Origin of the sequence: Massilia sp. BKSP1R2A-1, from assembly GCF_050586525.1 — a bacterium.
Lineage (GTDB): Bacteria > Pseudomonadota > Gammaproteobacteria > Burkholderiales > Burkholderiaceae_D > Telluria.
The window spans coordinates 1-16,130 of sequence record NZ_JBOBRE010000021.1; the positions used below are offsets into that span (position 1 = coordinate 1).

At 66.8% G+C, this 16,130-nt stretch carries 15 protein-coding genes and 1 tRNA gene; 6 read left to right on the forward strand and 10 right to left on the reverse strand.

Annotated features, from left to right (window positions below; genetic code table 11):
- Nucleotides 1–23: 23 nt before the first annotated feature.
- Complete coding sequence (locus ACQ7JA_RS23630) at nucleotides 24–350, reverse strand: hypothetical protein (protein WP_430902150.1); 327 nt, start codon at nucleotides 348–350, stop codon at nucleotides 24–26.
- A 234-nt stretch (nucleotides 351–584) separates the two neighbouring features.
- Between ACQ7JA_RS23630 and ACQ7JA_RS23635 the strand changes: the two genes are divergently transcribed.
- The 5 genes from ACQ7JA_RS23635 (at nucleotide 585) to ACQ7JA_RS23655 (ending at nucleotide 4,954) form a co-directional block, all read left to right on the forward strand.
- Nucleotides 585–1,100, forward strand: a complete 516-nt coding sequence (locus ACQ7JA_RS23635; protein WP_430902151.1) for a hypothetical protein — start codon at nucleotides 585–587, stop codon at nucleotides 1,098–1,100.
- A 79-nt stretch (nucleotides 1,101–1,179) separates the two neighbouring features.
- A tRNA-Lys gene (locus ACQ7JA_RS23640) sits at nucleotides 1,180–1,255 on the forward strand.
- Nucleotides 1,256–1,384: 129 nt separating this feature from the next.
- Nucleotides 1,385–3,034 (forward strand): choice-of-anchor I family protein, encoded by a 1,650-nt coding sequence (locus tag ACQ7JA_RS23645; protein ID WP_430902152.1) that lies wholly within the window; start codon nucleotides 1,385–1,387, stop codon nucleotides 3,032–3,034.
- 48 nt (nucleotides 3,035–3,082) lie between these two features.
- Nucleotides 3,083–3,685, forward strand: coding sequence for an IMPACT family protein (locus tag ACQ7JA_RS23650; RefSeq protein WP_430902153.1), 603 nt, complete (start codon nucleotides 3,083–3,085; stop codon nucleotides 3,683–3,685).
- A 105-nt stretch (nucleotides 3,686–3,790) separates the two neighbouring features.
- Nucleotides 3,791–4,954, forward strand: a complete 1,164-nt coding sequence (locus tag ACQ7JA_RS23655; protein WP_430902154.1) for an MFS transporter — start codon at nucleotides 3,791–3,793, stop codon at nucleotides 4,952–4,954.
- 16 nt (nucleotides 4,955–4,970) lie between these two features.
- On the opposite strand, the gene ACQ7JA_RS23660 is transcribed toward ACQ7JA_RS23655, so the two are convergent.
- Nucleotides 4,971–5,951 (reverse strand): choice-of-anchor A family protein, encoded by a 981-nt coding sequence (locus ACQ7JA_RS23660; RefSeq protein ID WP_430902155.1) that lies wholly within the window; start codon nucleotides 5,949–5,951, stop codon nucleotides 4,971–4,973.
- Between the two features lie 54 nt (nucleotides 5,952–6,005).
- Nucleotides 6,006–6,596 carry a cysteine hydrolase family protein gene (locus ACQ7JA_RS23665; protein ID WP_430902156.1) on the reverse strand — a complete coding sequence of 197 codons (591 nt, stop codon included), beginning with the start codon at nucleotides 6,594–6,596 and terminating at the stop codon, nucleotides 6,006–6,008.
- Between the two features lie 64 nt (nucleotides 6,597–6,660).
- Between ACQ7JA_RS23665 and ACQ7JA_RS23670 the strand changes: the two genes are divergently transcribed.
- Complete coding sequence (locus ACQ7JA_RS23670; protein WP_430902157.1) at nucleotides 6,661–7,620, forward strand: LysR family transcriptional regulator; 960 nt, start codon at nucleotides 6,661–6,663, stop codon at nucleotides 7,618–7,620.
- Here ACQ7JA_RS23670 and ACQ7JA_RS23675 read toward each other — a convergent pair whose 3' ends face one another.
- The 7 genes from ACQ7JA_RS23675 to ACQ7JA_RS23705 all read right to left on the reverse strand — a co-directional run bounded on the left by ACQ7JA_RS23675 (nucleotide 7,621) and on the right by ACQ7JA_RS23705 (nucleotide 16,129).
- The gene (locus ACQ7JA_RS23675; RefSeq protein ID WP_430902158.1) at nucleotides 7,621–8,436 is read right to left on the reverse strand and encodes an HDOD domain-containing protein; all 816 of its coding nucleotides are present in this window, start codon (nucleotides 8,434–8,436) and stop codon (nucleotides 7,621–7,623) included. It abuts the gene before it with no gap.
- A 102-nt stretch (nucleotides 8,437–8,538) separates the two neighbouring features.
- Nucleotides 8,539–9,507 (reverse strand): BON domain-containing protein, encoded by a 969-nt coding sequence (locus ACQ7JA_RS23680; protein ID WP_430902159.1) that lies wholly within the window; start codon nucleotides 9,505–9,507, stop codon nucleotides 8,539–8,541.
- 120 nt (nucleotides 9,508–9,627) lie between these two features.
- Nucleotides 9,628–10,314, reverse strand: coding sequence for a hypothetical protein (locus ACQ7JA_RS23685; RefSeq protein WP_430902160.1), 687 nt, complete (start codon nucleotides 10,312–10,314; stop codon nucleotides 9,628–9,630).
- A gap of 111 nt (nucleotides 10,315–10,425) precedes the next feature.
- A complete protein-coding gene (locus ACQ7JA_RS23690) occupies nucleotides 10,426–11,565 on the reverse strand; it encodes a methyl-accepting chemotaxis protein (protein WP_430902161.1) in 1,140 nt (379 codons plus the stop codon).
- 203 nt (nucleotides 11,566–11,768) lie between these two features.
- Entirely contained in the window at nucleotides 11,769–13,469 is a 1,701-nt protein-coding gene (locus ACQ7JA_RS23695) for a dipeptidyl-peptidase 3 family protein (protein ID WP_430902162.1), read from the reverse strand.
- Nucleotides 13,470–13,497: 28 nt separating this feature from the next.
- Nucleotides 13,498–14,538, reverse strand: coding sequence for a WD40/YVTN/BNR-like repeat-containing protein (locus tag ACQ7JA_RS23700; RefSeq protein ID WP_430902163.1), 1,041 nt, complete (start codon nucleotides 14,536–14,538; stop codon nucleotides 13,498–13,500).
- 148 nt (nucleotides 14,539–14,686) lie between these two features.
- Nucleotides 14,687–16,129, reverse strand: coding sequence for an efflux transporter outer membrane subunit (locus ACQ7JA_RS23705; RefSeq protein WP_430902164.1), 1,443 nt, complete (start codon nucleotides 16,127–16,129; stop codon nucleotides 14,687–14,689).
- Nucleotide 16,130: the final 1 nt, after the last annotated feature.

The window sequence follows — 16,130 nt, forward strand, 5'->3', positions numbered from 1 at the left end:
GAAGCGGACATACAGCTTCATACCTACTGCAGGGATGCTTTCCACTTTTCGAGCCGGCGCAGCATGATCTGGCCAAGCTCTGAAGGTTGTCGCAACAACGATTCTCTCAACGGTACCTCGTAGTTAAGATTGGTCGATTCAACCCCGTGAACGATGCTCCAAAAGACTCCAGCACCATCATCCTCGGGAAATCGTTCAAAAACGCGAAACAGGACCGGCAGACAAGCCATGGATACATCTACCTGCCAAAGTTCCGCTAGGAGCGTGTCTAACTCGCGCCAGTCCCCTGCAGGGCTAGGCTTAAACTGGTCGATTTTCGAGAGAATTTCGTTTTGCGGACGGCTCATCATTAGTCTTTTGCAGAGTTACGGAGGAAGACGAGTGGAATCATTAAACGTCTGCTTTTGGCCGGTACCGGACATCGGCTAGCTCAGTGTAAGCGCATGTTGCACGCTGAGCAATATAAGGTTGCCTGACATGCGAGCATTCGAGAACAGCCACACACAGTGGTCGCCGTGCTTTGCCGAACAGAAGAGTGCTCGTAGAAAGTGCTACAGTCGTCAAACTTCCAGACGAGGCATCCAGTGAAATACCTGCAAAAAATCAGCTCCCTTGGCTTCATCTTCATTTCCCTGCTGTTCTTCAGCTGCGGTTTCGGCCTGATTGTCCTCGCCGGCATGGAGATATGGTCGGCCTTGTTCGGTACCGGCTACCAATCGGTGCAGGAGCAATTCCAGCTCATCCTGGAATGCGTCGGCCTGCTGACCATCTCCGTGGCCGCCTTCGAACTGGGTCAGACAGTGCTGGAAGAAGAAGTGCAACGCGAAGTCCACGTGAGCTCCCCTACCCGCCTGCGCCGTTTCCTCTCGCGCTTCCTGCTCGTGGTGGTCGTATCGCTGGGCGTCGAATGCCTGGTCGGCGTCTTCCAGTTCCTGCATACCGATCCGGAAAAGTTGCCGCAAGTTGCCTCCATCGGCGTTGCCGCCGGCATCCTGCTGGCCAGCTGGGGCATCTTCGTGCGCATGAATGTCGAAGCCGAGAAGCTCGAACCGGAAGCGATGCAGCAGGCCCAGGAGGAAGACAAGCACGTCGAGACCTGACGTTTCACCACGCTTCTACACGATCGCGCAGGAAGTTCTTGGAAATTCGCAAGACTCCCGCTATAATCTTGGCTTCTTCGGGTCGTTAGCTCAGTTGGTAGAGCAGCGGACTTTTAATCCGTTGGTCGCTGGTTCGAGCCCAGCACGGCCTACCAAAGATTCAGCAAGGAAGCCGTCATGAGAAATCGTGACGGCTTTTTTGTTTTGCGCCGCATCTCCCACACGTCATATCGCTGTCATTAACTCAACATAAGCTGTCGGGTTTTCAACCCTGGAACCCGACCATGCCGTTCTTCGATTTCTCCGCACCGCCCTCGCCCCTGCGCCTGATGAGCGCCGCCGTCCTCGCCGCCACCCTGCTGACCGCTTGCGGCGGCAGCGACGATGACGAAGAGGAGCTGACTCCCCGCACCCTGAGCATGGAAAAGATCGGCGGCTACAACGGCGGCGCGGCCGGCGCGGCGGAGATCACGGCCTATGACGCGGCCAGCAAGCGCCTGTTCGTGGTCAATGGCGCCAACGGCACCGTCGACGTCCTCGACCTGGCCGCCCCAGCCACCCCGAAACTGGTCGGCACCATCAACGTGAGCACCATCGGCAAGGCCGTCAACAGTGTCGCCATCCACGACGGCCTGGTTGCGCTGGCCATCGAAGCGGATCCGAAGACCAGCCCCGGCACGGTCGCCTTCTACAATGCCGCCGACCTCAAGCTCGTCAACAGCGTCAAGGTTGGCGCCCTGCCCGACATGCTGACCTTCACCCCGGACGGCCGCACGGTGCTGGTCGCCAACGAAGGCGAGCCGAACAGCTACGGCCAGGCCGGCTCCGTCGATCCGGAAGGCTCCATCAGCATCGTCACCGTCAACCGCGGCGGCACGCCGACAGTCGCCACCGCCGACTTCCGCGCCTTCAACGGCCAAGAAGCGGCGCTGCGTGCGCAAGGTATCCGCATCTATGGCCCGGGCGCCAGCGCCGCCCAAGACTTCGAGCCCGAGTACATCGCCGTGAGCGAGGACGGTCGCAGCGCCTACGTCACGCTGCAGGAAAACAATGCCGTCGCCATCGTCGACGTCGCCACCGCCAGGGTCACGTCCATCAAGCCGCTCGGTACCAAGAACCACAACGTGGCCGGCATGGGCATGGACGCCTCGGACGAGGACGGCGGCACCAACACCAACAGCGGCACCCCGGCCATCAAGATCGCTCCGCAGCCGGTGAAGGGCATGTACCTGCCGGACGCCATTGCCCGCTTCACCGTCGACGGCGCCACCTACCTGATCACCGCCAACGAGGGCGACGCGCGCGCCGACTGGCCGGGCTTCAACGAAGAGACGCGAGTGCGCGCTCACTGCACCGCCGGCCTCGACCCGGCCGTCTTCGGCGACGCCGCGAACCTGATCCTGGACTCGAACCTGGGCCGCCTGCGCATCACGACCACGCCGAACGGTGGCAGCGCCGGCAAGAACGCGGCCGGCCAGTGCAATGAGCTGTATGCCTTCGGCGCGCGCTCCTTCTCGATCTGGGACAGCAACCTGAACCGCGTCTACGATTCCGGCGACGAGTTCGAGAAGAACACCCAGGCGCTCGCCAACGTGAAGTTCAATGCCAGCAACGACAGCAACGAGCTCGACGCCCGCAGCGCTTCCAAGGGTCCGGAGCCGGAAGGCGTGGTGGTCGGCCGCTTCGGCAAGAAGACCTATGCCTTCATCGGCCTCGAGCGCGTCGGCGGCGTGATGGTCTACGACGTCAGCAAGCCCTCGGCGGCCAGCTACGTCACCTACCTGAACACCCGCACCAGCACCGGCGGCGACTCGGGTCCGGAGGGCCTGGCCCTGATCCCGGCGGATAAGTCGCCGAACGGCAAGCCGCTCCTCATCGTCGGCAACGAAGTCAGCGGTACCACGGCCGTCCTGCAGATCAATCTCGCCTATTGATTCGCTGACAGTTGGCAAATGGGGCTGGCGCCGCCGATAATCGGCGCCATGCCCCACACCATCGCCTCCCCCGTCCACTTCGAACTCGTCATCAAGAAGAGCCGCTTCATCGCCTGCGTCCAGCCCATGCCGGACCGGGCCGGCGCCCAGCAGGTCGTCGCAAGCCTGCGTGCGGAACACCCCGGCGCGGCCCACGTCTGCTGGGCCCTGCTGGCGGGCGGCCAGTCGGCGGCCGTCGACGATGGCGAGCCGAGCGGCACGGCGGGACGCCCCATGCTCGACGTGCTGCGCCACCAGGACCTGGAGGGCGTGCTGGCGACCGTGGTGCGCTACTTCGGCGGCGTCAAGCTGGGCGCTGGCGGACTCGTGCGCGCCTACACGGACAGCGTGGCGCAAGCCCTGCTGCAAGCCCAGAAAATTCCCATCATTAAGCTACAGCGCCTGCGCTGCACGGCGCCGTATGCGCTGGAAGGCATGGTGCGGCGCGAACTCGACGCCGCCGGCGCCCGCCTCGATGAAGTCCTGCACGGCGACGACGTGCAGTTCGACTTCAGCCTGCCCGTGCCGGACGCCGCGCCGCTGCGCACCAGGCTGGACAACGCCGGCCACGGCCGCATCGCCTGGCCCGACATCGAAGAAGACGAGCAGTAAGCTGTATTTCATTTCCCCGCGCTATACCTGCCATCACGACACGAAAGCGGACACACCCGTCCCCGGGGCTCATAATGGCCGGTTCACCCTAAACGTTAGCGCACCTTGAAGAAAAGCCTCGTCCCCCTCGCCCTTGGCGGTTTCGGTATCGGCATGACCGAATTCGTCATCATGGGCATCCTCCCCGACATCGCCGGCGGCCTGCAGATCAGCATTCCCCAGGCCGGCCACCTGATCACCGCCTATGCGCTCGGCGTCGTGGTCGGCGCCCCGACCCTGGTGAGCCTGATGGCGCACCGCCCGCCGCGCAGCGTACTGGTCTGGTTCATGCTGATGTTCACCGTCTTCAATGCGATGTCGGCGTTTTCTCCGAACTATGAGCTCATGATGCTGTCGCGCTTCATGGCCGGCCTGCCGCATGGCGCCTTCTTCGGTGTCGGCGCCGTGGTTGCCGCCCGCCTGGCGGACGAAGGCAAGGTGGCGGCCGCGCTCGCCACCATGTTCACCGGCCTGACGGTCGCCAATGTGATCGGCGTGCCGGCCGGCACCTGGCTCGGCCATAACATGAGCTGGCGCGCCGTCTTCCTGGTAGTGGCGGCTATCGGTCTCGTCACCGTGTTCGCCCTGCACCGCCTGGTGCCGCCGATCGCGGCCAAGGCGCGTACCGGACTCATGCAGGACCTGCGCATCTTCCGCCATCGCGCGCTGTGGCTGGCCCTGGGCATCACCTCGATCGGCACCGGCGGCTTCTTCGCCTTCTTCAGCTATATCGCCCCGCTGCTGACCGACGTAACCCACATCGCCCCGGCGCGCATCCCGATGGTCATGACGCTGGTGGGCATCGGCATGACGGTCGGCGTGCATCTCGGCGGCCGGCTGGCCGACCGGGTGGCGCCGCTGCAGGCGATCGTGATCCTGCTGCTGAGCATGACGACCCTGCTGCTGTGCAATGGCCTGTTCGCGGCGTCGGAGCCGGCCATGCTGCTGCTGGCCTTCGCCACCGGCGCGAATGCGCTTGCGCTGGGCCCGCCGATCCAGGTGCTCCTGATCGCCCACTCACGCGAAGCGGAGATGCTCGGTTCCTCGCTGGGACAGTCGGGCTTCAACATCGGCAATGCCCTGGGCGCCTTCCTGGGCGGAATTCCGCTGACGCTGGGCTATTCCTATGCGTCGCCGCAGTGGGTGGCGGCAGCGCTCGCCTTCAGCGGCGTGCTGCTGGCGCTGGCCATGCTGGCGCAGGGCCGGGTGGCGGCGCGCGCCGCCGCATAAGGCAGGAAAGAAAAGCTCAGGCGCAGGCCTGGGCCGGCAGGCGGCGCTTGCGGCGCGCCGCCACCAGCATGCCGGCGCCGGCGAACATCAGCGCCAGCGTACCCGGTTCCGGCACGTCCGCCGGATCCGGCACGATGATCGGATCGTCCGGAATCACGACTGGCGGTTTGTCGCGGAAACCGGCCAGGTTGACCGGTGTGAAGTAGTGATTTGAGTTGACCTGGATGGTCGAGTTCCAGGTATCGACGATGACCTGGCCATTGATCACGCCCCAATTGGCGTCTACGGTCGCATTCGGCGCGAGCACGCTGCCGATGATGCCCTTCACATTCAGGGACACGGCGTCCGGGAAATTGAACAGCACGTTGTAGTCTTTCAGCGGCTCGAAGCTGACGCCGCCGTCGTTGAAGGTGGCGTTGGCGCCGCTGATGTTGAAGATCAGGGTCTGGCCCTTGACCAGTTTTTCCAGGTTCCAGGTGTGCGAGGTGCGGAAGATGTCTGCCGAAACGTTGAACACGTCCACGCCGCCCACGCCGCTGCCGGTGACAACCGCGCCGCCCCACAGGGTGCCGACCGTGCCGGTGCTCTGCACCTTGGAAAGGTCGTTCGAAAGCGCCTGGTAATAGGCTGCGGCCGCGACGAAGTCGATCGGATTCTCGTTGCTGCGCGGAGGCTGCGCCGCCCATTGCAGGTCAACATTGCCGCCCGCGTACATCTTGCCCTTGTCGATCGAACCGCCCTTCAGGGTCACGTTGCCGCCGGCGACCAGCGCGTACTCGTTCCTGGCGTTCGGATTCGGCGCCGCATTGATCGAGTAGGAGCTGATGTTCACGTTCCCACCCGCCACGACCGTCCCTTCCACATCGCTCGATGTCGCGGAAAAATTCTTGATCGTGTAGATGTTGGCATTGCCCATCATGCTGCCGAGGTCGATGACGCCGGCCTGCGCCGTGCCAGTTGCCAGGATCGCTGCAAGCGCCAGAATCGATCGATTCATGATAATTCCGTAGGGAAATTTTAGATTCTAAATAGTATCACTTTCTCACGCTGTTTACTCTTCAGTTGTTTCTTTTGGGATAGCTTTTAGCCCGCCCACCAGCGATTTCGTCCACACGACTGTTGCAAATTCGCCGTGCAAGCTTGCCAGGGCGGCATCGTGCATCAGTTCAGCGCTGAAGTGCTGCCCGTCCGGTCCGGTGCGTTCGAAGGTGGCCGTGGCATCAGCCACGATGAAGGTGGCGAAGCCGAGGTTGCCGGCCATGCGCGTCGTCGTCGAGACGCAATGGTCCGTAGTCAGGCCGACGATCGCGAGCGTATCGATGCCGGCCGCGCGCAGGCGCGCCTCCAGGTCGGTGCCGATGAAAGCGCTGTTGACGCTCTTGACGATGAGGGGCTCGCCAGGCAGCGGCGCCGCCTCGGGCTTGAGTGCATAGCCGGGGGTGCCCGGCTGGAAGCGTCCCGCGGGGGAGGCCGAACGGTGCTGGATGTGGAAGACCGGGCGGCCACTCGCACGCCAGGCCGCCAGCAGTGTGGCGATGTGGCGCTCGGCGTCCAGGTTGTTGCGCCGGCCCCAGGCAGGGTCGTCGAAGGCTTGCTGCACGTCGATGCTGATCAGGGCGGCGTTGGGTGGCAATGCTTGCATGGCGGTGTCCGGTGGTGGATGGGAGCCGCCATCTTGCGCCGGCGGCTGGCACGACGCCACCGAAATGGCAGATAATGCCCGGCTCGACATGAAGGATTTCGATGGCATGAAGCTGAGTCAACTGAAGATGCTGGTAGCGGTAGCCGAGCACGGCGGCTTCAGCGCCGCCGCAGCCGAGCTCGGCTGCACGCAGTCGCGCATCAGCCATGCGATCGCCGAACTCGAGGGAGCACTGGGCGCGACGCTGCTGGCGCGCGGGCCGGGCGGCTCGGTGCCGACCGAGGCCGGACGGCGCGTGCTGGCCAAGGCGCGCCAGATGCTGCGCCTGGAGGCCGGCCTGGTCGACGCCGCGCGCGGCGCCGAAGCATTGGAAGCGACCGTGCGCATCGCCTGCTTCCGCAGCGTCGGCACCCACCTGCTGCCCCATGTGCTCGAAGCCCTCGCCAAGACTCACCCGGCGCTGCGCATCGAGATCGACGACGGCGTCGAGGAAAGGCAGGACATCGAGCACGCCCTGCGCGAAGGCCTGGCCGACGTCGGCATCGCCCAGCTGCCGCTGGCGGCCGGCCTGGCTTCCCGTCCCTACCTGCATGACGACTACGTGCTGGTGCTGCCGGCCTCGCTGCCGCCGCAAGCGGGCGGCTGGCCGGCAGGCGACACGCTCCCGCTCATCGGCCTGGCCTGCAGCGGCGCGGCGGAGATGCTGGCGCGCTGCCGCGCCGCCGGCTTCGCCCTGGCGCCCGGCCGGACGCTGTCCAACGACACCAGCATCGCCGCCATGGTCGGCCGGGGAATGGGGTATGCGATCCTGCCGCGCCTGTCGATTTTCCCGGAGCCGCGCGACGTGCGCATCCTGCCCCTGCCCTTGCCGGAACCCGCGCTGGCGCGGCGCCGCTTCGCGATTGCGGCCCTGCCGGCGCAGATGCGCAGGCCAGGCGTGCGCGCCGTCGTGCGCGCGCTGCGCGACCGCCGACTGGCAGCGGCAACACCCGCCGGCCAGGCCGGCATCATCGCCTGGGACTAGTCAGACCAGGGTAGCGTCGCCCAGCGCCTCGGCGGTCTCTTCGGCCTCGGTGCGCAGCAGCTGCAGGGTCGCTTCGTCGAAGGGCAGCGCGCCGGTGGCTTGCGGCGCTTCGCCCAGCGGGGAACCCACCGGCGCCAGGCGGTTCGCCAGCAGCAGGGTGTCGAGCAGGGTGTGCGGCTCGGCGTTCGGCACGCCGTCGCGCAGGGCGCCGATGGCCTCCATCACGGCCGCCGGGATGGCCAGCTTGCGCATGACTTCCACGCTCACCACGTCCTCGCACAGGGCGCCCCAGTTCTCCGGGTCGTCTTCCAGCAGGCCGGGGAATTCGTCGGCGCGCGAGAGCAGGTAGAAGCCGCCGACCTCGTGCACGATGCCGGCGAACAGGGCGGTGTCGGGGTCGGTGCGGGTGACGTGGCGCGCCAGCGCCTGGGCCAGGGAGGCCACGTGGGCGCTGTGGGTCCACAGCTGCTCGGCCTTGGCGCGCAGCACCCGGTCGCCGATGCGGTGGCCGAACTGGCGCACCATCAGGGCCGCGACCAGGCCACGCAGGCGGCGGTAGCCGATGCGCAGCACGGCCGCCCGCACATTGCTCACCTGCCCACCGGCACTGCCGAAGGCCGCGGTATTGGCGAGCGCCACGGTGCGCGCCGCCAGCTGCGGTTCGGACAGCACCAGGCGGATTGCCTCGTCCACATGGCAATCGGGATCGTCGAGCGCCATCTGCAGGCGCAGCACGGCGTTCACGCTGGTGGGAAAGCTGATTTCCCCGCGCGCCGCCTGGGCGGTAATGTAGCCAAAGGCTTCCAGTTTGTTCACATCGGAATTATACCCTTGGCCAACTGATGGGCGCGGCTCGGCCCAGGCAACAAAAAGCCCGCATGCAGCTTGCATGCGGGCGCATGGAGCAATCGCTGCGGCTTACTTGACCTTGATGGTGCTCTTCACCCTGGTCACGCCATCGACGCCCTTCGCCAGTTTCTCGGCGCGGTCCGCTTCGGCTTTCGACTCGACGAAGCCGCTCAGCATCACGACGCCCTTCTCGGTCTCGACCTTGATCGCCAGCGCGCTCAGGTCCGGCTCAGCGGCCAGGCCGGCCTTGACCTTGGCGGTAATGGCGGTGTCCGACATCGCGGTCGCGGTCCTGCTGCCGGCGCGCTCGGTCTTGTCGCCGGCATTCTCGGCGACACGCTCGGTGCGGCCGGTCATTTCGCGGGTCTTGTCGGCCATGTTGCTGGCCGCCTGCCTGGTCTTGTCGACGGCGGCCACGGCGGCGGCGCGGGTCTTCTCGCCGGCACGCTCGAGGGCCGTATCGGCCGTGCCCTTGTTCTCGACCAGGCAGGCGGTCTTGCTGCCCTTCTCTTCGCACTTCTGGACCGCGGCGGCCTTCACCGGATCCCTGGTGTCGGTGCTGGCGATCAGGCCGGCGCTGCCCGCGGTCGCGGCGGTCGCGCCGCTGCCGCCGACGGTAGCGGCAGTGCTCTCGCGGCCGGCCTTGGCATCGGCCAGCGCGGCGGTGCGCACCGACTTGGCATTGTTCTGGCAGCTGTCCTTCTCGTTACCCTTCAGCAGGTCGCACTTCTCTTCGGCCACCTCGTACTCGGCATCGGCCAGCTTGCGGCGCGCGGCTTCGAGATTGGACGGGGTGTTGTCGTATTTCGTGACGGCGGCCAGTTCGGCGCGGGCGCGGGCGGCGTCGGCCTGCTCTTCGCACACGTCTTCATCCTTGAGCGCGTCGCATTTCTGCTTGGCCGCCTTATGGTCGGCCTCGATCTTCTGCATGGCCGTGCGGTAGGCGGCGCTGTCGGTCTTGGTCTGGGCCGCGGCGGGCGCTGCCGCGATGGTGGCGCCGGCCACCGAGGCCAGCAGCGTTGCGATGAGCTTGTTCATATCGATGTCCCTTGTGCTCGGTTGTTGTGATGGCGTCCATTAAACGCCCCACGGCAAGGAACATCTGTGCGACAACGTACGCTGCTTCGGAAAACCGTATGTACCGTGTGTCCCCGGGGCCTATTGGCCGTCCAGCAGTCCTGCGCGCCAGAGGCCGTCGGCGTCCTCGAACGGGGCGCCGGACTTGCCGAAACGGGCGCCGTCGCCCGCCAGCTTCACCCAGGCGCGGGTGTCGTGGCTGCTGCGCGGCACCGCGACCTTGTCGCGCAGGCCGGCCAGCCAGCGGTAGACGCGCGCGTACTCGTCCGGACTGCTCTGCATGGTCCAGGCCAGGGCGGCGAGATCCGCGAAACCTTCCTCGCGGCGCGTCTCGCGCATGGCTTTGGAGGCCGCCAGCAGCGAAGCGTTGCCCGCGCTTTCCTCATTCACTTCGACGAAGCCAGCTGGCAACTCGTGCCAGGCGCCTTGCACCCGGCGCCAGCAATGGGCGATCTCGTGCGCCGCCATGGCGGCGATCAGGGCGCCCTGCTCGGCTTCGGGCACGCCGGCCAGCACGGTTTCCGCATCCGGGTTGTTACGCAGGGACATGACCAGCTTGCAGCGGCCATTGTCGAAGCCCATGGCCAGCGGCACGTCGTTGGGACGGGGTTGCGGTTGCACGGTGATGTCGAGCGGCAGCTTGAGCTGCTGGGAATAGGCCAGCACGGGGCCGGCGGCCTTGAGCCAGCGCTGTTCCAGCGCGGTCAGTTCAGCGGCTTGCAGGGCCGGGGCCGCGCACAGGGCGGCAAGCAGGAGAGGCTTGAGCATGATGATGATGCTTTCGTGGACGATGAAATGCCTATCGGCAATTCTAGCCCCAGATCAAGCCCTGCTTTGAGGAAAATATTGCTCCGTGTCAAGAAGAGCAAACTTGTCAAATCAGCCCGCTACGCCGGCGCTGGGGGCCGGCGCGTCGAGCGCGCGCGCCAGCCGCTGGGCGCCCTGTTCGAGGGCCGTGGCGGCCGATGCCGCACGCAGCAGCGCCGTCTCGCGGCGCGCCGTCTCGAGCAGTTCGGCGCCCGGGACGATGGCCGACATTACCGAGGTCACCCGGGCCGCCGCATCGGCGATCGCGCCAAGGGAGCTTGCTTCTTCCTGCTGGGCGGCCGGGCTGGCGAGCAGCTGCCGGATGTCGCGGGCGACGGAGGCGGCGCGCTGCGCCAGCGCCCGTGCTTCGTCTGCCGCGCCGCCCTCGTGGACGCCGTTCCTGACCGCTTCCACTGCGGCGTCGAGGGCCAGGATGTTCGCCTGGAAGGCGATGCCATCGATGGCGCCGACGATCTCGTCCGCATTCTTCGTCGGGGGCGGCGCAATCACGGCAAGCACTGACGCGCTCGCCTCAGGCTCCGACGCCTTGCGCGCCAGGGCGCGGGCGACGAACCAGGCCGCGGGCACCGTCGCCGCCAGCGCGGCCAGGCACAGCGCCGCCATCCAGCCGGCGAAGCTCGATGCCAGTCCGCGCGCCGCGCCCATGCCGTCGCCGGCGAGCTTGTCCTCGACTTCGATGAAACGGGTGAGGCTGGCCATCCAGTCGGCGAAGGCCGGGCCGGCCTGCTGGGTCAGCAGGCTGGCGGCTTCTTGTGGATTACCTTGCGCATGCAAGGCGATGACGCGTTCGAGCAGCGGGCGCGCGCGGCGCTCCTGTTCCTTGATCGCGGCCAGCGCCTTCTTTTCCTCGGGCTGGACGTCGGGCAGTTCGTGGAACAGGGCGTCCAGCGGCGAAGCGGCGCGGGCGTAATTGTCGCTCAGGGTCGTGATGCGGTTGATGGGGCCGGCCGCGGCGGCGGCATCCGGCGCCAGCACCACGTCGCGCAGGGCGGTGGCGCGCTCGCGCACGCTGCCGCGCATCTCCGTGGCGTGGCGCTGCTTGGCGCGGGCCATGCCTTCGGCTCCGTCCAGCAGGCTGCCGATCTGGCCCACGCGCACGATGGCGAGTACGCTCAAGGCAATGATCAGGAGGAGGAAGGCGCCGTAGCCGATGGCCAGTCGCGCGCCAATCGAGGTGGGCTTCGTCGTCATGTCGTGGTATCTGTCAGCACCGTGGGATGGCGATAAGGGCACGCGGTGCGCGCCAATACTTTCCCTCAGGCAATGCAGTCACTATAACATGGCGCTGTATGGATTGACGGGGCCTTCAGTTTAAGTTAAGTAAAAAGCAGCCCAAGTGTTGCGTCGTTGCCATGCGGGCGGCCGCAGCCGCCCGCGTCTCCCACCTTCTCTTGCTATTTCGTCAGCGACGCCGCCGTCACGAAGGACGGACGGATATCGTTCGGCACCGAGGACTTCAGGCGGTCGAGCGCCTTCTGCACTTCCGGACGGATCACCACGTATTTCGCCATCATGGCCTTGGCACGTGCATAGTCGCCGGTCGCCTCGATGGTGAGGAATTCGCGGTCCAGGTCAATGACGGCCTGTTTGATCTTCTTGAAGTCGACCGAGAAGGTGCCGTCGCCATTGGCGACGAAGCCGCCCTTGTCGAGCAGGTAGTTCATCTGGATCGCCATGCCGCGCGCGTGCGAGGAGGTCAGGCCGAAGTGCAGCGTGCGGAAGCTCGAGGCCAGGAAGGTGTTGTACAGCTTGCGCTCGGCTTGCACGCCCTGCCCCAGCGTTTCCTTCAGCAGGCCCTTCTCCATCATGTAGCCGAGCGCCCACAGGCCGGTGATGTCGGCCTTGGCTTCCTCGATGGTGGAATAGGTATCCTTCAGGTCCTGGCGCGGCGTCGATTCCTTGCCATCCTTTTTGGTGTGGTGCGGGCCGAGGCCGTGCATGATCTCGTGCGCCAGGATGTGGGTGAAGAAGGAATCGAAATCGAGGTCCTTCTGGTCCTGGGCGCGCAGCACCAGTTTCGAGATCGGCTTCAGGGTCGATTCGAACTTCGCCTCCTGCACGTTCTTGAGCATCACGCGCTTGGAGCCGCGTTCGCGGATCACGCGCTCGTCGTTGGGCAGGTTGTAGGCGGCGGTCTGCACGCCCATATTGCCGTCGCCGGCGCCATAGACTTCATTCACCACGACCATCGGGGCGATCGCGCCGACCTTCGGGTTGCGGTACTGCTTGTCCAGCGGGAGGTTGTCCTCGAGTTCCTGCAGGTGTTTGCCGAAGAAGGCCAGCTTCTGCGTCTCCTTCTGGTCGCGGATGCTCACATACGCTTCGAAGGCGGCCTTGTAGCCGAACAGCTCGTCGTTATAGGTCTCGTAGGGGCCGATGGTGATGTCGACCGGCGAATCCAGGTCCATCCAGGCGAAGTCCGAGGCCAGGTAGTCATTGGAAAGGAAGGCGTCGGCGCGCAGGGTCAGGAATTTCTTGAGCGAGGCGTTATCGGTGGCGGCGGCCGCTTCGCGCAGCAGCTTGGCCAGCTTTTCCAGGTCCGCGCGGTATTCGTCGGAATACTTCACGGTCTTGAACTTGCCGTCCGGGCCGATGCGGATCACGGTGAAGAACCACTGGGCATCGGCCTTCTGCGCGGCAGGGAGGCCGTTCATCCAGCCCTCCAGCGCGGCCTTGCTGGCATTCTCCGGATAGAAGTTGGCGCCTTCCGGTTTCTTGGCCGGAATCTTGATGCCGGCATATTCAGGCGGCATGAAGGAGCGGTTGTCGTCGAGCGAGGACCAGGGCCCCTTGTTCAGCCAGAAGGCGTTCAGGCGCGCGCGGCCCAAGGGCGTCTGGTCCTTCTGCAGTGCGGCCCACAGGGCCTCGTTGCCGGACCAGCGCTGGCGCAGCTGCAGGGTGTCGACGATCTTCGCCGCTTCGATCAGCTTGGCGATGGCGGCGCGGTCGCCCCTGGACAATTTGGAGGTATCGGCCTTCAGTTCGGCCGGCGCGAAGCGCTTGGCCATGGTGTCGAGTTGCGCGACGGTGGCGGGTTCGGCATAGGCAGTACCGATGGCCGCGAACAGCACGAGGGGTGCGAGCAGTTTGTTCATGATGTCTCCAGTGTTCGAATTATTTGAATTATTTGTTGAGCTTGGGGCCGGTGTACTTCATCAGCAAGCCCTTCGGCCCCACCGCCCAGCCCTGGCTCGGACTGGCGAAACCGACCGTGTTCATCGGCGTCGTGTCGAGTGCGGTCCAGTTGCGGCCGCCATCCGTCGAATAGCCCGATCCGGCCAGGCCGGCGGCGACCAGCGCGCGCTGCGCACCCGGCACCGGCACCACGACGGACATGTATCCGGCGGGAGCCACTTCGACCGGGGTCCACGTTGCGCCGCCATCGCCCGTATGTGCGCCGTTGATGCCGGCCATGCGGGTCTCCTTGTAGTCGCCGCCGGCGGCGAAGCCCTCCTTGCTGTTCAGGAAGGCGACCGAGAACACGCCGCGTGCGGGCGCACCGGCGGGAATGGGCGTCGAGGCCGCGCGCCAGGTCTTGCCGCGATCGGAAGAATGGAAAACGCGCGCGCTGGCGCTGCCGCCGGTGGCGATCCAGGCGTCGTTCGCGCCGGCCACGGTGAGGCAGGTGCCGCTGGCGGCGAAAGCGCCTTCGTTCGGCATCGCTTCGATGCCCTTGGCCGCGACTTCCTGCCAGGAGAGGCCACCGTCAACCGTCGTGTAGACCTGGAAGCTGCCCTTGACCGGGTCGCCGAACAGGATGCCGTTGTCCTTGTCCCAGAAGGCCATCGCATCCCAGAAGCCATCCGGCACCTGGTTCGTGGTGACCAGCTTCCACGTCGCCCCGCCGTCCGTCGTGCGGTAGATGCGCGAGGCCGCGCCGGGCCCCGCCCCCATCACGATAGCGGTCCTGGCGTCGAAGGCCTGGATGTCGCGGAAGTCGATCTTGTCGGCCTCGGGCACCTGCATGGCCTGCCATTGCTGGCCGTCGACCGTGCGCAGGACCGTGCCCTTGGCGCCGCTGGCCCAGGCCACCTTGTCGCTGACGACCGACAGGCCGCGCAGTTCGGCGGCCGTGCCGCTCGGGACGGCCTGCCAGGATTGGGCGAAGGCCGCGCTGGAAACCAGGAGGGAGGCGGTGATCAGGGCACGTGCAGGCAGGGACATGGGGCGGATCCTCGTATGGTTGAGTGATCGCCCATTGTAGCCTGCGCCTTCGTAGGGTGGTCGGCTCTGCCGACCGCGCGTTCAGCTCCGGTGTGAGCTGCTACTGCGCATCCGTGAGTTGAACGCGCGGTCGGCGAAGCCGACCACCCTACTGCGCCTTGGCGATGGTGGCCAGCGGCTCGCCCTGCTCCCAGCCGCCGCCGAGGGCGCGCGCCACGGCGACGGTGGCAAGCAGGCGCTGCGTGCGGATCTGCGCCGCCGCACGGTCGGCCGCCAGCGCATTGCGCTGGGCGTCGGTCACGTCGAGGTAGGTCGACACGCCGCGTTCGTACCTGGCCTGCGCCACCAGCAGGGCGCGCGCGGCGGCCTGCTGCGACTGCGCCTGCACATCGCCCTGCTGCTGGCGCTGCTGCACGTCCGACAGCGCGTCCTCGACTTCGCGCAGCGCGGTCAGGAGGCGGGTCTGGTGGTTGGCCACCGCTTCTTCGTAGCGCGCTTTCGACAGCGCCAGGTTGGCGCGGTTGCGGCCGCCGTCGAAGACCGGCAGCGACAGGGCCAGCGGGCCGAAGGAGAACTGGCGCGCGCCGCCGCTGGCGAGGTCGCGCAGGTGCTCGGAGGCGTAGCCGAAGTTCGAGGTGAGCGAGAGCGATGGATAGAAGGCGCCTTCGGCCACGCCCACCTGGGCGTTCGCGGCCTTCAGCTGGGCGACGCTGGCGGCGAGATCGGGACGCTGCCCCACCAGGCTGGCCGGCAGGCCGACCGGGATGCCCGGCGGCTGCGGCAGCTGGGCGCCCGGCGCGCTCGCCAGGAGCGGCGCGCTCGGCGAGGCCCCCACCAGGGTCGCGAGCGCGTGCTCGACCGCGTTGCGCTGGCGCTGCACCTCGTGCAGGTCGGCTTCGGCATTGGCGCGTTCGATGCGGGCGCGCGAGACGTCCAGCTCATTGGACAGGCCGGCCTTGAAGCGCGCCTCGACCAGCTCCTGGGCTTCGCGGCGGGCAGCGAGCGCGCCGCGCAGGATGGCCAGCTCGGTGTCCAGGCCGCGCAGCTGCCAGTAGTTCGATGCCACCTGGCTGGACAGCAGCAGGATCACGCCGTCGCGGTCGTCCTGGGCCGCCAGGGCCTGGGCGTCGGCCGCTTCGACCACGCGGCGCACGCGGCCCCACAGGTCGAGCTCATACGAGAGCGAGGCGCCGACACTGAAATGATTGCCCTCGATCGAGCGGCCGCCGAGCGCGATGCCCTGCGCCGTTTCGGCGGAGGTCCGCGAATTCGAGATGCCCGCGCTCACGGCCAGGTTCGGCGCCTGGCCGGCGCGCACCACGCCCAGCTGGGCCTGGGCCTGCAGCAGGCGCTGCGCGGCCGCCTTCACGCCCGGGTTGTCGCGCAGGGCGCGGCTTTCGAGCCCGTCGAGGGTGGCGTCGCCGAACACGGTCCACCACCGGGCCGGCAGGCGCGCCGCCTCGCTGGCGGCTGCCGCGTGGCGCCAGGATGCATCGGGGGCGCCGGCGGGCGCCTTGAAGTCGGGGCCGATGGTGGTGCAGCCACCCAGGGCCGCGGCAAGCGCGGCGATCAGTACAGTATTCTTCAGCATA

What these genes read in the sequence shown, in the direction of transcription:
- ACQ7JA_RS23630 (WP_430902150.1), bottom strand. Translation starts at nt 350, where the DNA reads ATGATGAGCCGTCCGCAAAACGAAATTCTCTCGAAAATCGACCAGTTT.
- ACQ7JA_RS23645 (WP_430902152.1), top strand. Translation starts at nt 1,385, where the DNA reads ATGCCGTTCTTCGATTTCTCCGCACCGCCCTCGCCCCTGCGCCTGATG.
- ACQ7JA_RS23650 (WP_430902153.1), top strand. Translation starts at nt 3,083, where the DNA reads ATGCCCCACACCATCGCCTCCCCCGTCCACTTCGAACTCGTCATCAAG.
- ACQ7JA_RS23660 (WP_430902155.1), bottom strand. Translation starts at nt 5,951, where the DNA reads ATGAATCGATCGATTCTGGCGCTTGCAGCGATCCTGGCAACTGGCACG.
- ACQ7JA_RS23665 (WP_430902156.1), bottom strand. Translation starts at nt 6,596, where the DNA reads ATGCAAGCATTGCCACCCAACGCCGCCCTGATCAGCATCGACGTGCAG.
- ACQ7JA_RS23670 (WP_430902157.1), top strand. Translation starts at nt 6,661, where the DNA reads ATGGCAGATAATGCCCGGCTCGACATGAAGGATTTCGATGGCATGAAG.
- ACQ7JA_RS23680 (WP_430902159.1), bottom strand. Translation starts at nt 9,507, where the DNA reads ATGAACAAGCTCATCGCAACGCTGCTGGCCTCGGTGGCCGGCGCCACC.
- ACQ7JA_RS23685 (WP_430902160.1), bottom strand. Translation starts at nt 10,314, where the DNA reads ATGCTCAAGCCTCTCCTGCTTGCCGCCCTGTGCGCGGCCCCGGCCCTG.
- ACQ7JA_RS23690 (WP_430902161.1), bottom strand. Translation starts at nt 11,565, where the DNA reads ATGACGACGAAGCCCACCTCGATTGGCGCGCGACTGGCCATCGGCTAC.
- ACQ7JA_RS23695 (WP_430902162.1), bottom strand. Translation starts at nt 13,469, where the DNA reads ATGAACAAACTGCTCGCACCCCTCGTGCTGTTCGCGGCCATCGGTACT.
- ACQ7JA_RS23700 (WP_430902163.1), bottom strand. Translation starts at nt 14,538, where the DNA reads ATGTCCCTGCCTGCACGTGCCCTGATCACCGCCTCCCTCCTGGTTTCC.
- ACQ7JA_RS23705 (WP_430902164.1), bottom strand. Translation starts at nt 16,129, where the DNA reads ATGCTGAAGAATACTGTACTGATCGCCGCGCTTGCCGCGGCCCTGGGT.